Origin of the sequence: Lysobacter soli, assembly GCF_009755585.1 — a bacterium.
Classification (GTDB): Bacteria; Pseudomonadota; Gammaproteobacteria; order Xanthomonadales; family Xanthomonadaceae; genus Lysobacter_J; species Lysobacter_J soli.
In genome coordinates this window covers 1039046-1055814 of record NZ_CP046603.1, presented here as the reverse complement: position 1 = coordinate 1055814, position 16769 = coordinate 1039046, and the positions used below count along the sequence as shown (strand labels likewise).

The 16769-nt window shown below is 69.0% G+C and carries 15 protein-coding genes; 7 read left to right on the top strand and 8 right to left on the bottom strand.

What is annotated here, in order from left to right; all coding sequences use genetic code 11:
• Position 1 precedes the first annotated feature (1 nt).
• Genes ispE through GOY17_RS04845 form a run of 3 tightly spaced genes read right to left on the bottom strand, consistent with a single transcriptional unit; the run spans position 2 to position 3206 of the window.
• Positions 2-895, bottom strand: a complete 894-nt coding sequence (gene ispE, locus GOY17_RS04855; protein ID WP_157029546.1) for a 4-(cytidine 5'-diphospho)-2-C-methyl-D-erythritol kinase — start codon at positions 893-895, stop codon at positions 2-4.
• Positions 892-1527, bottom strand: a complete 636-nt coding sequence (lolB, locus tag GOY17_RS04850; protein ID WP_157029545.1) for a lipoprotein insertase outer membrane protein LolB — start codon at positions 1525-1527, stop codon at positions 892-894. Before lolB ends, ispE begins: the two co-directional genes overlap by 4 nt.
• Complete coding sequence (locus GOY17_RS04845; protein WP_157029544.1) at positions 1524-3206, bottom strand: tetratricopeptide repeat protein; 1683 nt, start codon at positions 3204-3206, stop codon at positions 1524-1526. Before GOY17_RS04845 ends, lolB begins: the two co-directional genes overlap by 4 nt.
• A 104-nt stretch (positions 3207-3310) precedes the next feature.
• Here GOY17_RS04845 and hemA point away from each other — a divergent pair, with 104 nt between their 5' ends.
• The 4 genes from hemA to GOY17_RS04825 all read left to right on the top strand — a co-directional run bounded on the left by hemA (position 3311) and on the right by GOY17_RS04825 (position 8033).
• Positions 3311-4606: a glutamyl-tRNA reductase gene (gene hemA, locus GOY17_RS04840; protein ID WP_157029543.1), complete on the top strand. Its 1296-nt coding sequence runs from the start codon at positions 3311-3313 to the stop codon at positions 4604-4606.
• 57 nt (positions 4607-4663) lie between these two features.
• Positions 4664-5749 carry a peptide chain release factor 1 gene (gene prfA, locus GOY17_RS04835; RefSeq protein WP_157029542.1) on the top strand — a complete coding sequence of 362 codons (1086 nt, stop codon included), beginning with the start codon at positions 4664-4666 and terminating at the stop codon, positions 5747-5749.
• Positions 5750-5889: 140 nt separating this feature from the next.
• Positions 5890-6351, top strand: coding sequence for a GNAT family N-acetyltransferase (locus GOY17_RS04830; protein WP_157029541.1), 462 nt, complete (start codon positions 5890-5892; stop codon positions 6349-6351).
• Positions 6348-8033: an O-linked N-acetylglucosamine transferase, SPINDLY family protein gene (locus GOY17_RS04825; protein ID WP_157029540.1), complete on the top strand. Its 1686-nt coding sequence runs from the start codon at positions 6348-6350 to the stop codon at positions 8031-8033. The genes GOY17_RS04830 and GOY17_RS04825 overlap by 4 nt, the downstream gene beginning before the upstream one ends.
• Before the next feature lie 11 nt (positions 8034-8044).
• Here the strand turns inward: GOY17_RS04825 and GOY17_RS04820 are convergent, their stop codons facing one another.
• Genes GOY17_RS04820 through GOY17_RS04805 form a run of 4 tightly spaced genes read right to left on the bottom strand, consistent with a single transcriptional unit; the run spans position 8045 to position 11181 of the window.
• Positions 8045-8821: a YaiO family outer membrane beta-barrel protein gene (locus tag GOY17_RS04820; protein ID WP_157029539.1), complete on the bottom strand. Its 777-nt coding sequence runs from the start codon at positions 8819-8821 to the stop codon at positions 8045-8047.
• Between the two features lie 18 nt (positions 8822-8839).
• Positions 8840-9436, bottom strand: a complete 597-nt coding sequence (locus GOY17_RS04815; protein WP_157029538.1) for a DapH/DapD/GlmU-related protein — start codon at positions 9434-9436, stop codon at positions 8840-8842.
• Positions 9423-10559 carry a glycosyltransferase gene (locus GOY17_RS04810; protein ID WP_198173818.1) on the bottom strand — a complete coding sequence of 379 codons (1137 nt, stop codon included), beginning with the start codon at positions 10557-10559 and terminating at the stop codon, positions 9423-9425. Before GOY17_RS04810 ends, GOY17_RS04815 begins: the two co-directional genes overlap by 14 nt.
• A gap of 4 nt (positions 10560-10563) precedes the next feature.
• Positions 10564-11181: a PIG-L deacetylase family protein gene (locus GOY17_RS04805; protein WP_157029537.1), complete on the bottom strand. Its 618-nt coding sequence runs from the start codon at positions 11179-11181 to the stop codon at positions 10564-10566.
• Positions 11182-11391: 210 nt separating this feature from the next.
• On the opposite strand from GOY17_RS04805, the gene moaB reads away from it, so the two are divergent.
• From moaB to ppk2, 3 genes are all read left to right on the top strand, one after another.
• Positions 11392-11913 (top strand): molybdenum cofactor biosynthesis protein B, encoded by a 522-nt coding sequence (moaB, locus tag GOY17_RS04800; protein WP_157029536.1) that lies wholly within the window; start codon positions 11392-11394, stop codon positions 11911-11913.
• 65 nt (positions 11914-11978) lie between these two features.
• On the top strand, positions 11979-12368 hold the full coding sequence (locus tag GOY17_RS04795) for a helix-turn-helix domain-containing protein (RefSeq protein WP_157029535.1): 390 nt from the start codon (positions 11979-11981) through the stop codon (positions 12366-12368).
• Complete coding sequence (gene ppk2, locus GOY17_RS04790; RefSeq protein WP_157029534.1) at positions 12368-13153, top strand: polyphosphate kinase 2; 786 nt, start codon at positions 12368-12370, stop codon at positions 13151-13153. The genes GOY17_RS04795 and ppk2 overlap by 1 nt, the downstream gene beginning before the upstream one ends.
• Positions 13154-13157: 4 nt before the next feature.
• On the opposite strand, the gene GOY17_RS04785 is transcribed toward ppk2, so the two are convergent.
• Complete coding sequence (locus GOY17_RS04785) at positions 13158-16682, bottom strand: autotransporter outer membrane beta-barrel domain-containing protein (RefSeq protein WP_157029533.1); 3525 nt, start codon at positions 16680-16682, stop codon at positions 13158-13160.
• Between the last annotated feature and the right edge of the window lie 87 nt (positions 16683-16769).

Genomic DNA, 16769 nt, shown 5'->3' with positions numbered 1-16769 from the left:
GTCAGGGCGCCGGTATTGCCTGCTTCGTCCAGTCCGCCAATGCACGGTGCAGCGGCGAGGCTTGCGCCCCTTCCGCCACCCAGGCACGAAGCCCGGTCGGCAATGCCGCCAGCGCCGCCTCGGCGGACTCGCGCGTTGCGAATTCGACGAAACACCCACTGCCGGAACCGGTCAGGCGCGGCAAACCGACCTGCGACAGCGCAGCGAAAACAGCCTCGACGGCTGGTTCGCGCGCGCGCAACACCGGCTCGAACGCATTCCCGAGCGGCACACCCGAAACGAAGTCCGACATTGTCGCGGGCGGGGCATCACGCGTCAATTCAGGGGATTTGAACAAAGTCGCCGTGGGCGCATGGACGCCCGGGTCCGCGAGCAGGTACCACGCGGGCGGCAGGTCGACCGGCGAAAGCTCTTCCCCGACCCCCTCAGCCCACGCATTCTCACCGCGCACGAAGACTGGCACGTCGGCGCCCAGCCTCAGGCCGAGCTCGGCGAGTCGATCTACATCCAAGCCCGTGCGCCAGAGCGCGTTGAGGCCGACCAGCACGGTCGCCGCGTCCGACGAGCCGCCGCCGAAGCCGCCGCCAGCCGGAATGCGCTTATCGATGATGATGTCGGCACCTTGCGCGCACTTGGTGGCCGATTGCAGCGTCTTCGCTGCACGAATGGTCAGATCGTCCGCCTCGTCGACGCCGGGCACTGAAGGCCCATGCCGCCGGATTTGACCGTCCTCGCGGACGCGAAGTCGAACCGAATCACCCCACTCCAGGATGCGGAACACCGTCTGGAGCAGGTGGTAGCCGTCGTCACGGCGGCCGGTGATCCGCAGGAACAGGTTCAGCTTGGCGGGCGCGGGCCAAGAGGTCCACGCCGCCGCCAGATCGGCGTCGCTCATGGCGAGGCGCCCGGCTTCCACTCGTCGACGATCAGCCGAACCTTGGCGTCGCCCTGCGTCGCGGTCAGGCGGGCCGGGAGGACCGGTCCCGGCGCGGCAGCCGCATCCGGCTGCCACTGCGCGTAGTCGATGACCCAGCCGGCCTGCGCCAGCCGGACCGGACGATTGCCTTCGCCGTAGACGATCCGGGCTTCGCCGAAACGGCTCGGGTCGGCGCCCACGCCGCGAACCCAGTCGGCCAGCGCACGCACGGGGATGTTCCAGCCGGTGGTCTCGCGAAGCAGCGCCTCGATGTCGGCGCCTTCGCGCGGACCACCCTCGATGCCCTCCAGTCGGCCGCCGCTGTCGTCGCCGCTCAGGCGCCAGCTCTGGCGGGTGACCGGCGCGCTGAGCGACACGGCGTAGCGATCGCCCGACTGCTGCCAGTCGATGCGCCCGCTTCCGCCCTGCTTGCCATTCGACACCGCAATGCGCCCGGACAACGACCACTCGGTGAGCGCCGCACGACGCTCGTCCTGCGCGCGCGCCTGGGCCTCGTCGACAGGCACGGACGGCACACGGGTCGGCTGCGAGACGCAACCGGCGAGCAGCACCGCCGCCACCAGCGGCGCGAAAAGGTTGCGAAGCCTCATGCGCCGGTCTTCTCCAGCGCGCGCTTGAGCGAGCGGTTGTCGGGATCGATCTTGCGGGCTTGTTCGAAGTACTTGCGCGCCTCGTCCTTGCGACCCAGCGACCACAGCACCTCGCCCACGTGCGAGGCGATTTCCGCATCCTTCTGCAAGGTCAGCGCGCGACGCAGTTCGACCAGCGCCTCTTCCTTGCGGCCCATGCGGTAGAGCACCCAGCCGTAGCTGTCGATGATCGCGGCGTTATCCGGTTCGGCGGTGCGTGCGCGCTCGATCAGCTGCAGCGCTTCCTGGTAGCGCGTCGTGCGATCGGCCAGCGTGTAACCCAACGCGTTGAGCGCGGCGACGTTGTCGGGCTCGGCGACGAGGATCTTGCGAAGGTCGGCCTCGGCGCGCGGGATGTCGTCGCGGCGCTCCCAGCTCAGGCCGCGCGCGTAGAGGATTTCCGGATCGTCCGGGAAGGCCGCCAGTCCACGCGCGAAGGCTTCCATCTCGCCGGTGGCATCGTCGTCCTTGGAGCGCAGCGAGGCTTCCAGCAGATAGGCGTCGCGGCGCGCTTCGTCGTCGGCCGACGCATCGGACTGCAGTTCGCGCAGCGACTTGTAGGCTTCGTCGCCGCGCTTGAGTTCGTGCAGCACGTTCGCCGCGCGCAGGCGTGCGGACCAGCGCTGGCCGCCACCGGGAACTCCGCGATACCACGCCAGCGCTTCGTCGTAGCGCTCGAGGAACTCGGCGATCTGGCCGAGCAACAGGCGGCGCTGCGGATCCGGATCGTTCGAGCGCGCACGCAGTTCGTCGTACAGACGCGCGAGCGAGGTCTTGTCTTCGGCCTGGGCGAGCAGCGCCGCGCGCAGCGAGTAGCTCTGGTCGTCCTGCGGACCCTTCGCCAGCACGGCCTCGGCGGCGGCGTAATCGGCCATGCGGTGGTATTCGTCGGCGATCGCACGACGCAGCTCGGCGTCGTCGCCGGCCTGTCCGGCGAGCGATTCGAGCAGCTTGCGGGCCTCGTCGGTGTTTCCGTTCTCGCGGAGCTGGCTCGCACGAAGCAGGCCCACGCGCGCCTCGCCCGGGAAGCGCTCCACGACCTCGGCCACGATGCGCTCGACGAGCTCCGGCTGCTCCAGCGCCTGCGCCAGTCCGCCGAAGGCCAGCCACGCCTGCAGCTTGTTCGGGATGCGGCCGCTGTCGACGAGCTTGTCGAGCAGGCGCGCCGCCTGCTTCGGATCGCGCGCACCACCGGACAGCACGCCAAGCGCCTGCCGCCAGCCGGCGTCGCCAGGGGTCTGCAGCAGCTCGGTCAGATGCTTGCGGGCCTCGCGCTCGTTGCCGCGGCGGATGGCCAGCACGGCTTCGGCGGCGGCCAGGTTCAACCCCTCCCCGCCCTGCTTGCGCCACAGGTCCAGCGCCTGCGCGGCGCGTTTGTCGTCCTTCGCGAGCAATGCGATGCGCGTCGCGCGCTCGGCCAGGGCGACGTCGTCGGCCTGCCGCGCGGCGTCCAGGTAGGCCTGCGCCGCGTCGTCCAGGCGGCCGGACTGCAGCGCGAACTCGCCCGCCAGCAGGGCTTCCAGCGAGGCGCTGGTGGGATCGTCCGGAGAGGTGGGTGACGCCTTCTCGGCCGCGAGCAGCGGCGTGAAGACGAGGGCGGCGACAAGGGCGAAACAGAGCGTGCGCGAGGCAGCGGGCATTCGAACGGGCCTGATGGAAGCCGGGACGGAACGGGGCCGGTAGAATATCGGCCTCCGGGTAGCCAGCAGCTTATCGCAAGCACCTGAACGAAGGTCCGGCGTCAATGAGTTTGTTCGTACTAGGCATCAATCACCAGACCGCGCCGGTCAGCCTGCGCGAGCGCGTGGCGTTTTCGGCCGAGACGGTGCCGGCCGCGCTGGATGCCCTGAAGACGCTCCCGCAGGTGCAGGAAGTCGCCCTGCTCTCCACCTGCAACCGGACCGAGCTTTACGCCGTTTCGAACGACGACGGCCAGGCGCTGGCCGACTGGCTCGCCACGCATCCGGACGACATCGGCGATCTGCACGCCTACCTCTACCGTCACCGCGACGCCGATGCGGTGCGGCATCTGTTCCGCGTCGCGACCGGGCTCGATTCGCTGGTCCTGGGCGAGCCGCAGATCCTCGGCCAGGTGAAGGACGCCTGGGCGACCGCGCGCCACGCCGGCACGCTTGGCAGCCAGCTCGACCGCCTGTTCCAGCACGCCTTCACCACCGCCAAGCGCGCGCGCACCGACACGCGCATCGGCGCCAATCCGGTGTCGGTCGCTTCCGCCGCGGTGCGCCTGGCGCAGGAATCCTTCGCCCGGCTGGAAGATTCCACGGTGCTGATGATCGGCGCCGGCGAGACCATCGAGCTGGCCGCGCGCCACCTCGTGCAGGCGCGCGCCAAGCGGCTGCTCGTCGCCAACCGCACCCTCGCCCACGCGCAGGAACTGGCCAGCCGCCACGGCGGTTTCGCGCTGCCGCTGAGCGAGATCGACAAACACCTGGGCGAGGCCGACGTGGTGATTTCCGCCACCGCCAGCCGCGATCCGATCCTGCAGCGCCCGCACGTCGCCGCCGCGCTCGCCACGCGCAAGCACCGGCCGATGCTGCTGCTCGATCTCGCCGTGCCGCGCGACATCGCGCCCGACGTGGCCGAGCTCAAGGACGTGTTCCTCTACACGGTCGACGACCTGGAACGCGCCATCGAGGACAACCGCCGCAGCCGCCGCGAAGCCGCGACGGAAGCCGAGGCGATCGTCGAGTTGCAGGTTGCGCGCTTCACCGAAACGATGGTCGCCAGCACGCGCACCGAGCCGCTCAAGCGCCTGCGCGCGCACGGCGAGGCGGCAAAAGCCGACGTGCTCTCGCGCGCACAGCAGCAGCTCGCCGCGGGCCAGGATCCGTCCGAAGTGCTGAACTACCTCGCGCACACGTTGACCAACCGCCTGCTGCACGCGCCGACGATCGCCCTGCGCGAGGCGGCGCTCACCGGCAACGCGGAACTGGCGCGCGCGGCGGAAAAGCTCTTCGCGGATGGCGACATCGCGCGCAACGAAAGCCCGGTCGAAGGACACGACAAGCGCGAGGCCTAGCGACGCACACCCGCGTCCGCTTAGCCCGCCTTTCGTCCCCCGCACCGGTTTTCGCCCATGACACCCAGCCTGCGCCGCAAACTCGAAGCCCTCGCCGAACGCCGCGACGAACTCGAACGCCTGCTGTCCGATGCCGGGGTCATCGGCGACGCGGACCGCTTCCGCCGCTTCTCGCGCGAGTTCGCGCAGCTCGAACCGGTGGCGAACGCGCTGAAGGCCGAAGCACAGGCGAAGGACGACCTGGCCGCTGCGCAGGCAATGCGCGACGACCCGGAGCTCGCCGAACTCGCGCAGGACGAAATCGCCGCGGCGCAGGAACGCCTGGAGCGTCTCGACGCCGAACTGCTCGCGCACCTGATCCCGAAGGACCCGCGCGACGAAGGCGACCTGTACCTGGAAGTGCGCGCCGGCACCGGCGGCGACGAAGCGGCGATCTTCGCCGGCGACCTGTTCCGCATGTACGCGCGCTATGCGGAACGGCAGGGCTGGAAGGTCGAGATCGAGTCGGGCAGCCCGGGCGAACACGGCGGCTTCAAGGAAGTCATCGCGCGCGTGGAAGGCCGCGGCGCGTATTCGAAGCTGAAATTCGAGTCAGGAACGCATCGCGTGCAACGCGTGCCGGAAACCGAATCGCAGGGCCGCATCCACACCTCGGCCGCCACGGTGGCGATCATCCCGCTGGAACCCGAAGGCGAGCCGATCGAGATCAATCCCGCCGACCTGAAGGTCGACACGTTCCGCTCGAGCGGCGCGGGCGGCCAGCACGTCAACAAGACCGAATCGGCGATCCGCATCACGCACGTGCCCAGCGGTGTCGTGGTCGAAAGCCAGACCGAACGCAGTCAGCACGCCAACCGCGACAAGGCGATGAAGCGCCTCACCGCGATCCTGGCCGAAGCGCAGGCGGCGAAGGCCGCGGCGGCCCAGGCGTCGATGCGCAAGCTGCAGGTCGGCAGTGGTGACCGCAGCCAGCGCATCCGCACCTACAACTTCCCGCAGGGCCGCATCACCGACCATCGCGTCGAAGGCCTGACGCTGTACGACCTGCCGAACGTGATCCAGGGTGACCTGGATGAACTCGTCGCCCGCCTGCAGCACGAGCACCAGGCCGACGAACTGGCGCGGCTGACGCAGGAAAGCTGATCCTGCTTCAGCCCTTCCCCGCCTGCGGGAGACGGTTGGGATGAGGGCAAACCCCAAACCTTGCACCGATACGATCGGCGTCAGGGCGCACCCTCGCGCGTTGACTACAATCGCGAAACCCCCGAGCACGGACACGCCCCATGCCCCTCGCGATCAAACGCGCCACGCTGGACGACCTGGATGCCGTCGTACCGCTGTTCGACGCCTACCGTCGTTTTTACGAACAGCCGTCCGATGAGGCGCGCGGTCGCGAATTCCTCGAAGCACGACTTCGCGCGGACGAGTCGGTGATCCTGCTCGCCACCGACGAAGGACGCGCCGTCGGCTTCACCCAGCTCTATCCGATGTTCTCTTCCGTGCGAACCGGGCGACTATGGATCCTCAACGATCTCTACGTCGATGCCGGCGCGCGTCGCAGCGGCGCGGGCCGCGCCCTGCTCGATGCCGCGGCCGCGTTCGCGCGAAACGACGGCGCGGTCGGCATCGTGCTGGAAACCACGCGCGACAACGCCACAGCCCGCGCGCTCTATCGCGGCGCGGGCTGGGAGGAAGCGGACACGCAGTGGTACTCGCTGTCCTTCACGGCGCATTCGAACGCATGAACCACGCCGTCGATCCGCGCATCGAGCTGCGCCGCGCACTGGAGCGCAATCCGGGCGACGGCTTCGCGTGGATCCTGCTGGCCGAACACGAACTCGATCGTGGCGACGCGACCGCTGGCGAATTCGCGGCGCGACGCGCGCTCGCGTTGCGTCCCGGGCATCCGGAAGCGCTTGCGCGCCTCGGCCGTGCGCAGTGGATGCTCGGTCGCAAGAGCGACGCTGCCGAAAGCCTGCGCGCCGCCGCGGCGAATGCGCCCGACCATCCCGGCATCGCGCTGTGGCTCGGCCATGTGCTGGAGGACGTCGGCGAAGCCGAAGCCGCGTCCGACGCGTATGCCCGCGCGCATGCGCTTGCGCCGCAGGAGCCGCAGATCGCTGCGTACCTGCTGGCGTGGCGGCGCAAGCTGTGCGACTGGCGCGATCTCGACGCACTCGCCGCGCAGGTGCGTGCCGCGGTGAACGACGGCACGGCGTCGGTCGAGCCGTTCGCCTTCCTGAGCGAGGACGCCAGCGCCGCCGAACAGCTGCGCTGCGCGCGCCTTCGCGCCGACATGCTCGCGCACCAGATACGCCCGATGCTGCCGGCACCGCCGCGCGCGCACCAGCGCCTTCGCGTGGGTTTCCTTTCGAATGGATTCGGCGCGCATCCCACCGGACTGCTGACCGCCGCGCTGTTCGAGCAGCTGCGCGAACTCGACGAACTGGACGTCCACCTGTTCGCACTGAATGCCGACGATGGCAGCCCGATCCGCGCGCGCCTGCAGGCCGCAGCGCACGCGCTGCACGACGTCGCGCAGCAGGCGCATGCGCGGGTGGAGCAGCGCATACGTGACGCCGGCATCGACGTGCTGTTCGACCTGCGCGGCTGGGGCGGCGGCGGCACGCCGGAAGTGCTCGCGATGCGTCCGGCGCGCGTGCAAGTGAACTGGCTCGCCTATCCCGGCACGTCCGGCGCGCCGTGGATCGACTTCGTGCTGGCCGATGCATTCGTGCTGCCGGACGGCATCGAGCGTGATTTCAGCGAACGCGTCCTGCGACTTCCGCGCTGCTTCCAGCCGTCGGACACGACGCGCGCCATCCTGCCGCCGCCCACGCGCGCCGAATGCGGGCTGCCCGACGACGCGGTCGTGTTCTGCTGCTTCAACAACAGCTACAAGCTCAACCCCCGCAGCATGGCGCGTGCGTTCGCCGTGTTGCGCGAGGTACCCGGCAGCGTGCTCTGGCTGCTGTCGGGCCCGGGAAACGCGGATGCCCGCCTGCGTGCGGCCGCCCAGTCCAGCGGCGTGGACACGCAGCGCCTGGTGTTCATGCCCAAGCAGCCGCACGCCGCGTACATGGCGCGCTTGCAGCACGCGGACCTCTTCCTCGACACCGAACCGTACAACGCGCACACGACTGCATCCGATGCGCTATGGGCCGGCTGCCCGGTGCTGACGCGACCGGGCGCGACGTTCGCCGCGCGCGTCGCCGGAAGCCTGAACCACCATCTCGGCCTGGATGCGATGAACGTCGACAGCGACGAGGCCTTCGTCGCGCGAGCCGTCGCGCTCGGCCGCGATCCGGCGTCCTTGCAGGCCCTGCGTGCGCAGCTCGCGCAACGTCGTCGCGAGAGCGGCCTGTTCGATATGGCCGGCTTCGCGCGGGATTTCACCGACGCCGTGCAACGCATGGCGTCGGCGTAAATACCGCGGGTTTACCAGTTCCGCGCGAGGCCCAGCGTGACCGTCGTGCCCTGGTAGTCGTAGGTGGGCAGCTGGTGCCAGGAGCGCTCCAGCCCGAGGTTCACGTCCCACGCCTCGCCCAAAGGCTGCACGCGACGCAATGCCACCGACTGGAACTCGCCCGGCAGCGCAACCGGCGCCCAGTCGTAGTCCTGGATCGACGTGCCTTCGCCGAACCACAGCTGCGTGTGGCCGCGCCCGGCTGCGTCCATGAAGCGCAGCGACAGCAGGTTGGCGTGGCCATCGCCGACGTCGGACAGATCGTAGTGCGTGTAGCGGTAGCGGATGGTCAGGCGCTTGAGGTAGTACGCGGCGCCGGCATACAGCGCGGTCGAGTGATGGCCGTCGTCGTACTCGGCGTACCGCGCGCCGCCGGTGAACGTGGCGTTCTTCAGCCCGCGCCACGTGAGGTCCTGGTCGAACAGCCGATTCACGAAGACGGGATCGTCGCTCGAAACGCTCGCGCTGGTTCGCGTGGAAATCGTGTCGCTCCAGTCGCGGTAGAACGTGACGCCCAGGCTGTCGCCGTCGAACGAATCCCCGTTGCCGAAGCTGCGCGAGCCGCCGGCGAGGTTCACCAGCAACGTGTTGTCGCCGAAGCGCATGGACGACTCCACGCCCAGCAGGGCGCGGCTGCCCGCACCGTCGGTGTAATCGGCGTAACTGCCGGTCACGGTCATCTTGTGGTCGCCGGCATGGGCGACGCACGCCGTGCACAGCGACAGGGAAGCGAGGGCTTTGCGGATCATGAAACAACGACTCCTGGTCTAGAACGATTCCAATACCTGCCGGATGCGGTAGCGCCCGCCCGGCAGGTTTCTTTCGACGATGACGCGTGGTGCGAAGAGCGAATCCGGCGCGATCATGCGGCCCGGCAGCACGATGACCTGCACGCCAAGCGACGAGCGCGCGCCGATGAGGCAGCCGAGCTTTTCCATGCCGGTGTCTAGGCTCGTATCGCCGATGCGGACGCACACCGTCCGCCCGTCGAGGCGATGGTTGCTGGTGCGGACCTGCGCGCCGAGGTAGCAACCGCGCTCTACCTTGCTGTCGGCGACGAAGCACTGCGGGCCGATCGCCACGCCGTCTTCCACGATCGCGTTCTTCAGCTCGGCGGCGAAGCCGATGCGCACGCCATCGCCGATGCTGGTGGCGCCGCGGATCATCGCGTTGTTGCCGATGAGGCAGTCGCGACCGATCTCGACCGGGCCTTCGATATACGCGCCGTGGCAGATGCGCGTGCCGGCGCCGATCGACACGTTCCCCACCAGCATCGCGGTCGGCGCGACCAGCGCATTGGCCGCGATGTCGGGACGCAGGTCGGACAGGTTCGTCGCCTGCGACGCGATCTCACTCCACCACATGGGCATACCGCGTCGGCTTGTCGCGCGTCGGCTCGCGTCCGGTGAAGAACGCGGCCAGGCCATGCACGATCCAGATGGCGTACGCCAGGAAGACGTAGAAGACGGCCAGCGACGCCATCGGAACCAGTCGGAGCTTGCGGTGGTGCCAGGCGCTGATCGCCCCCAGCACGCTCACCACGGCGACCCACGCCAGCGGGAAGACCGCCATCGCGATGCCGACGCCGCCGTGTTCGAGGTACGCACGGATCCAGGTCGCGGCGTAGACGGCGATGCCCAGCACGACCAGGCCGAACATCGGCGTCATGCTCACCAGGCCAAACCGGCTCAGCAGCAGGCGACGGTGAAGTCGCATGCACACGGCGAAACCGGCGATCCAGCGACGCCAGCGGCGCCATTCCTCGCGCAGCGTGTTGCATTCCTGCGGGTACACGATGCAGCGGTTGGCCTGTCGCACCTTGTAGCCGTGCGCGACCAGCGTCCAGGTCAGGTCCAGGTCCTCGACCTTGGTGCGGTCGGAAAAGCCGTGCTTCAGCAGCACGTCGGTCCTGAACATCCCGCAGGCGCCGGAAATGATGAAGGGCGCGCCGCCGACGATCTGCTGGAACGTCCGCTTGATCGCGATCATCGGCAGCTTCACCGTCGCGCGGATGTACGGAAGCAGGCGCGCGCCATCGAGGTTGGTCGACGGAATGCCGCCGACGGCGTCCGCACCGCGCTCGATCTCGGCCAGCATGTAGCCCAGGCCGTTGCGGTCGTGCGGCACGCGGGTGTCCGCGTCGGTCAGGAAGACCTGGTCGGCGGTCGCGTGGCGCAGGCCGTTCATCAGCGCCCCGCCCTTGCCCGTGTTCGCCTGGTTGATCGCGACGAGGCGGTCGGGCCACGTCCGCGCCATGCGTGCGAGCACGCCCGCGGTGTCGTCGGTGGAACCGTCGTTCACGCAGATGACACGTCGGATGTACGGATTGCGCAGCAGCTGGACGAGCGACGCTTCCAGGCACGGCGCTTCGTTGTAGGCCGGGATGATCGCGTCCACCGAGGCGAAGTTGCTGCTGGGCTTGTGGCGCAGCCCGAGGACGAAGTAGCCGAGTGCGACCACGCACATGAGGGCGAACAGGAGTTCCATGGCGTTACAGCACCAGCTTGTAGGGAATGAAGCCTTCGCTCGCGTTCAGGCCGACCTGGTGGCCGCGGAACTGCGCGTTGCAGCGGATCTGGTCCTCCTGCATGTACGCGCGATGCCGCTGGCTGGAATGCAGGCGCAGCGCTTGGACCTTGGTGTCGATGTAAGGCGCCACGTCCTCGAAGATGACGGGGGCGAAATGCGGCGACGAACTCGGCGTCTCGTAACCGAAGACCTGCCGCACCGATCGGCACGCGACGATCGACGCCTCGTAGACGGCGCGATGGTCCTGGTGCCGGTCGTCGCGGAACATCGTGAACACACGGTCCGGCAGGAGTTCCGCGCACTGCGCCTCGATCAGCGCGATGAGCGCCGGCAGCTCGCTCGACAGCGACGTATCGGGCAGCCGCGCCTGCACGACGTCGGTCACACCCAGCAGCTGCAGCGCCGAGCGCGTCTCGGCGCAGCGATCGTGCAGATCACCGCCGCCACGTTCGCCATCCGTCAGGACCAGTGCGCGAACGTGTGCGCCACTGGCCACAAGCTTGGCGAGCGTGGCGCCGCACCCGAGTTCGAGGTCGTCAGGATGGGCCCCGATGGCGAGGGCGGTCTTGATGCGAGGCATGGCGTCGGTACTGCGTTGGCAGTTGCGGAGTGGGGGGAGGCGCGACAGTCCATGTCGGGGGGCGCAAATCCTAAAAGCGCAACTTTGAATAGGCCCGGACGCCGCGCCCCGAATGAGACATTTCGCCTTGACCGGCCCGTATCCGTGCGCGTGCGGCGGGCACCGCTCTGGCGGTACGCTGTCGCCTATCGCTGTCGCCACCGGATCCCCATGACCGCCACCGCCGACCTCATTCCGCTCAACCTGTGCGTGCTCACCGTGTCCGACACGAGGACGCTGGCCGAGGACAGTTCGGGCGATTACCTCGTGCAGTCGCTTGCCGAGGCGGGACATCGCCTGGCCGAACGCGCCCTGCTCAAGGACGATCGTTACCAGCTGCGCGCCGTGGTATCGCGCTGGATTGCCAACGAGAACGTCGACGGCGTGCTCGTCACCGGCGGCACCGGTTTCACCGGCCGCGATTCCACGCCCGAGGCGCTGCTTCCGCTGCTCGACAAGCAGATGGACGGCTTCGGCGAACTGTTCCGCGCGGTGAGCTTCGACGAGATCGGCACCTCGACGCTGCAGTCGCGCGCGTTCGCCGGTCTGGCGAACGGCACGTTCGTGTTCGCGCTGCCGGGCTCGACGTCGGCCTGCCGCACCGCGTGGGAGAAGATCATCCGCGCGCAGCTGGATTCGCGTACGAAACCCTGCAACCTCGCGACGCTGCGTCCGCGCCTGCGCGAGCGCTGACGCGCGCGTCACCGGCGCGGCGTCACCGTCGTCGTCGTTGGATTCACATCAAGCCGGAGTGAGACATGTCGCTGGACACCACCCTGCGTTTGCTCGCCAAGGCCAGCGGCATGAGCGCCGCCGACATCGCCACCGCGATCCCGCGCGCCGGCGTTGCGACGGTGAGCGCCTGGCTTCGCGGCGAGAAGCTTCCCGGCCGCGAACAGCTCGACGCACTGGCGCGCGCGTTCGGCGTGCCGGCCGGCGCGCTGCTCTCGGAACTGGCGTGCACGCTGGATCCGGCGCGCACGCAGGGCGAACACGATCTGCTCGCCGCGTATCGCGCGCTCGACACGCGCCAGCAGGGCGCGCTGCTGGAAGTCGCACGCAGCATGGCCGGCACGCGTCGCCGCAGTACGCCGAAGTCCAACGCGGGCAGCACGTCGCGCGCCCGCACCCGCCGGAGCACGACGTGATGGCCAAGCTCAAGCGCAAGGAATACGAAGCGGCACTGGAGCCGCTGCAGATCGAACTGGTCGAGATGGCGCGCTGGCTGAGCGACACCGGAAAGCGGCTGGTGGTGCTGTTCGAAGGCCGCGACACCGCCGGCAAGGGCGGCGCGATCGAGGCCATCGCCGAACACCTCAACCCGCGCCAGTGCCGCATCGTCGCGCTGCCCAAGCCCACCGAGCGCGAACAGACGCAGTGGTATTTCCAGCGCTACGTGCCGCACCTGCCGGCGGGTGGCGAGATCGCGCTGTTCGATCGCAGCTGGTACAACCGCGCCGGCGTCGAGCGCGTCATGGGCTACGCCGACGCCGAACAGGTGCGCACCTTCCTGCGCCAGACGCCGGTGTTCGAACAACTGCTCGTCGACGACGGCGTGCTGCTGTTCAAGTACTGGCTGTGCTGCGACCAGGCCAAGCAGGAGGAACGCTTCGCCGAACGGCTGCAGGATCCGCTCAAGCGCTGGAAGCTTTCGCCGATCGATGCCGCCTCGCGCGAGCACTACGACGATTACACCAAGGCGCGCGAGGCGATGCTCAAGGCCACGCACACCGAGCACGCGCCGTGGACGCTGGTGGATTTCAACGACCAGCGTCGCGGCCGGCTCGCGCTGATCCGCGACCTGCTCTCGCGCGTCCCGGACAAGCGCACGCCGGAGCACTGCATCGAGTTCCCGCCGCTGGAAGGCAAGCCGAAGAAGGAACGCTACTCGGTGATCAAGCCGATCGTCCCGGACGACGACGGCACCGAGTGAGCGGTCACCAGTTCCAGCGCAGCCCGAGCTTGCCGTCCCACGCGTCGAAGCGGTTGCCGCCGAAACTGCGCTGGTAGCCGATGTTCGCGTAGAGCGACGTGGTGCGACCGAGCTCCCGCGTCATGCCGGCGTTCAACTGCCACCAGGTGCCGGAAATGTCGGCCTGGAACGGCAGGTCGCCGTTGCCGGAGGAGAACAGCGTCAACGGCTCGCCCTTGAACTCGTGCCACACGTTCGCGCGCAGCCAGCCGCTCATCAGGCGTGGTGCGCCGTCGCTGGCCGGCTCCAGCCGCCAGTCGCGGGTCCAGCGCACGCCGAGGCGTGCGGCGAGCGATTCGGCGTCGCGGAAGCGCACCTGCGCAACGACGTCGTCGCCTTCGAAATCGTCCACGCGCTGGTAGACGATCTGCGCCTGCGGTTCGAAGCGCGATTCCTCCTCGGCGCGTTCGCACTTCAGCCGCATGCCGCCTTCGACCGACGCCGCCCAGCCGAAGCTGTCGGACTTCAGGCGCAGGCCCCGTACCGAATGCGATTCCATGTCGCTCCAGGTGCCCTGCAGGACGGTGTCGACGTAGCTGCCGCACGGCCAGAAATGCGTCCAGTAGCCGCCGAGCGACGTGCCTTCGACCTTGTCCTTGCCCACGCGCAGGCGGTTGTAGTGCGTCACTTCGCTCTTGATGCGTCCCTGCCCGACGTAGAGGCCTGCGTGGCCGCGATGGTCGTCGTCGTGCTGTACGCGCCACACGTCGGTGCCGACCTGCAGCGCGAGCACGTCGAATTCGTACTTCGGTCCGGTGCCGAGGACGCCGCGACGGTCGCCTTCGACGTCGCCGTCCTCTGCGATCACGCGCACCCACGCGCCGTTGAACGACGTGCGCGATTGCAGGTCGTCGCGGTCGCGTAGTTGTTCTTCCTCGCCGACGCGCTCGTGCAGGTTGCCCAGCGTCGTCCAGCCGAAGCGCAGCGCCATCGCCGGCAACGCGGCGTACAGCGATACTTCGGCGCGATAGTTCGGCACCGGCGGGAACGGCGTGGGCGGATCCGGCGGCGTCGGCGTCGGCGGCACCGGGGGATCCGGCGGCGTGGGCGGTGTCGGCGGCTCGGGTGGATCCGGGGGCGTCGGCGGCGGGTCCGGCGGGTCCGGATCCGGCGGATCGGGATCGGGCGGCGGCGGATCGGGCGGGATGTCGCAGCCCGGGGCTGAGGGATCGAGTGTGCAGTCCAGCGTGGAGCGCAGGTACCAGTTCGACGGGCTGGAACCGTCGCGACTGCCGCGCTGCAAGGTGTACTCGTACGCGCCGGCAAGCACGAGCGAGCCGAGCGCGAACGCGTTGGTGCCGGTGATGCCGCCGTTGACGGCATCGATCACCAGGATGCCATCGCCCGACGTCAGCGAACCGGCGCCGCCGGCGTTGGCGACCATCACGCTCGCGGTGCCGGTCGTCGCCTGACCGCCGTCGATGATCAGCACGTCCGAGGGCGAGCCGTCCGTGTCGAGGAACGTGTTCACCGCGAGCGTGCCGCTGCCGGCGAAGTAGTTGTGCGTGGCGAGCCGCTTGAAATTGCCGTTCACCGGCGGTGCGAACGCCACCACGCCGGTGTTCCTCAGGTCGCCGGTGAGCAGCGAATCGGCGGTGACGGTCCACTGGCTGCTCGCATCGACGGTCACGTCGGTGACGCGGTACGCCGCGCCGTTCCATTGCGACCGGTCGGCCAGCGAGATATTCGTCTCCGCGCCAGCATCCGCGTAGGCGTTGCCGCGCAGGCGGCTGTTGCCGGTGAGACCGAGGTTCACCAGCGTCTGCGTACCCGTCGTGCGCGCCACCGAATACAGCACGTACGTGGCGTCGGTGCTCACGCTCGCACCGTTCGACATCGCCATGTCGAACAGGCCGTCGGCGACGAGGGTGTTGCCGAGCTGGCTCGACAGCGTGCCGCCGCTCATCGTGACGCGATTGACGTTCGCAGCGCCCAAGCCCGTGGACGAGATGCCGCGCGTGTTCGCGCCCGTCGCGCGCACGGTGCTGTTCGTCAGGTTGATGACGCCCGGCGCGGTGAAGGTTTCCAATCGCAGCGCCGCGCTGCCGCCGGAGGTGTTCACCGTGGTGCCGGTGGCATCGATCGTGCCGTTGGAAACCACCATCAATCCGCGCGACTGGGAACCGGTCGTGGTGACGTTGTTGTTGTTCAGCACGATGCGGCTGTCGCCGGGGTTGTTCTGGCCCGCGTAGGCGGCGATGCCGTTGATGGTGGGCACGTTGATCGTCGTGCCATTGCTGGTGATGAGTGCCTGCGCGTCGGCGCTGCCGGCTCCGGTGGCGCTGGCGCGCAATGCCGCATGCGGGGTTCCGAAGCTGTTGCTGAAGGAAATCGCCAGTGACGGGCTCGCATTGGCCAGCGTTGGACTGGTCAGCAGGCGCCACGCCGGAACATGCGTTTCCGTCGAGCTGACGTATACGTCGCCGAGCGTGATGACGCTGGCGCCGTTGATCGTGACCGTCGCGTCCGCAGTCGTGGCGATGCCGGTGGCCGCCGCACCCGACAGCGCCCACACGCCGCCACCGGTGCCCGGTCCCGCCACGGTCAGGTTCTCGAACGTGGCGTTGGCGTTGTTCGCCGCGAGGACGCCGAGACTGGAATTGGCGCCCGTGCTCACCGACGCCGGCAGCGTGTTGAAGTTGAGCCTGAGTCCGCTCGCGAGCGAAGCCGTCGTGTTGTCGACGACGACACCCACATTGCCCGTGCCGTAGTGATTGATCGTCGTGCCGGTCGGCAGGTTCACCTGCCCGCCGTCGTGCAGGTACACGCCCATCGCATTCGTGCCGCGCAGCGTGACGATCACGGGGCCGGTGACGTTGATCGCGCTGTTCGCTCCCGCGCCGAGTCCCACGGCCTGGTTGCCCGCGGTATCGAGGCTGACATTGCCGAGCAGGTTGATCGTGCCGGCGCTATCGGCGATGGCGCCCTGCCCGTTCGATGCGCTGGTGGTGTTGTTGAGGTACGCCACGCTGGTCGCGTCGATGCGGCCTCCAAGCGCGATCAGCCCGCCGCCGAGGCCGCTGCCCACCAGGTTGCCGCCCGTCAGGAAGATCGAACCGCCGCTGCTGGCGAGTACGGCATGCCCGCTGGTGGTCGTGATCGCGAAGTTGCTGCGCGCGTTGATGACACCCGTGCCGCTGGCCTGCAACGCGTTCCCGCTGGCGGTGATGAAACGGATCAGGCCCGGCGCGCTGCCGGCATTGGAGTCGATGTCGAGCGTGCCGCCGGTGACGTTCGCGCCGGGGTTCGATCCGCTCGATGTGACCATGGTGTCGGCCACGACCTGCACCGTACCGCTGGTGACGTTCACCGGTCCGGTCACGGCGCCGGGTCCGACCGCCAATGCCGACGGCGCGCACGCCAGCAGCAGCGAGCCCGGCAACCAGACGCGGCTCAATCGGGCAGACGCGAGGACGAGACCGATTTCGCGAGCCAGACGATGGCGATGCTTCCATTGCGCGCGGCCGCGCGTCCTGTAGGCCTGTTCCATGGAGCGATCCCTCGATCCGTGGCGACCGGCGTGGTCGTCGCGCAGTCAGTGTCCAGCAGGTTCGGTGAAACCGGGCCTCACAAAACC

Bases quoted from the DNA above. Each gene is read 5' to 3' on its own strand.
- ppk2 (WP_157029534.1), top strand. From the start codon at position 12,368: ATGGCCAAGCTCAAGCGCAAGGAATACGAAGCGGCACTGGAGCCGCTG.
- GOY17_RS04815 (WP_157029538.1), bottom strand. From the start codon at position 9,436: ATGTGGTGGAGTGAGATCGCGTCGCAGGCGACGAACCTGTCCGACCTG.
- hemA (WP_157029543.1), top strand. From the start codon at position 3,311: ATGAGTTTGTTCGTACTAGGCATCAATCACCAGACCGCGCCGGTCAGC.
- lolB (WP_157029545.1), bottom strand. From the start codon at position 1,527: ATGAGGCTTCGCAACCTTTTCGCGCCGCTGGTGGCGGCGGTGCTGCTC.
- prfA (WP_157029542.1), top strand. From the start codon at position 4,664: ATGACACCCAGCCTGCGCCGCAAACTCGAAGCCCTCGCCGAACGCCGC.
- GOY17_RS04795 (WP_157029535.1), top strand. From the start codon at position 11,979: ATGTCGCTGGACACCACCCTGCGTTTGCTCGCCAAGGCCAGCGGCATG.
- moaB (WP_157029536.1), top strand. From the start codon at position 11,392: ATGACCGCCACCGCCGACCTCATTCCGCTCAACCTGTGCGTGCTCACC.
- GOY17_RS04825 (WP_157029540.1), top strand. From the start codon at position 6,348: ATGAACCACGCCGTCGATCCGCGCATCGAGCTGCGCCGCGCACTGGAG.
- GOY17_RS04820 (WP_157029539.1), bottom strand. From the start codon at position 8,821: ATGATCCGCAAAGCCCTCGCTTCCCTGTCGCTGTGCACGGCGTGCGTC.
- GOY17_RS04805 (WP_157029537.1), bottom strand. From the start codon at position 11,181: ATGCCTCGCATCAAGACCGCCCTCGCCATCGGGGCCCATCCTGACGAC.
- GOY17_RS04845 (WP_157029544.1), bottom strand. From the start codon at position 3,206: ATGCCCGCTGCCTCGCGCACGCTCTGTTTCGCCCTTGTCGCCGCCCTC.
- GOY17_RS04785 (WP_157029533.1), bottom strand. From the start codon at position 16,682: ATGGAACAGGCCTACAGGACGCGCGGCCGCGCGCAATGGAAGCATCGC.
- GOY17_RS04810 (WP_198173818.1), bottom strand. From the start codon at position 10,559: ATGGAACTCCTGTTCGCCCTCATGTGCGTGGTCGCACTCGGCTACTTC.
- ispE (WP_157029546.1), bottom strand. From the start codon at position 895: ATGAGCGACGCCGATCTGGCGGCGGCGTGGACCTCTTGGCCCGCGCCC.
- GOY17_RS04830 (WP_157029541.1), top strand. From the start codon at position 5,890: ATGCCCCTCGCGATCAAACGCGCCACGCTGGACGACCTGGATGCCGTC.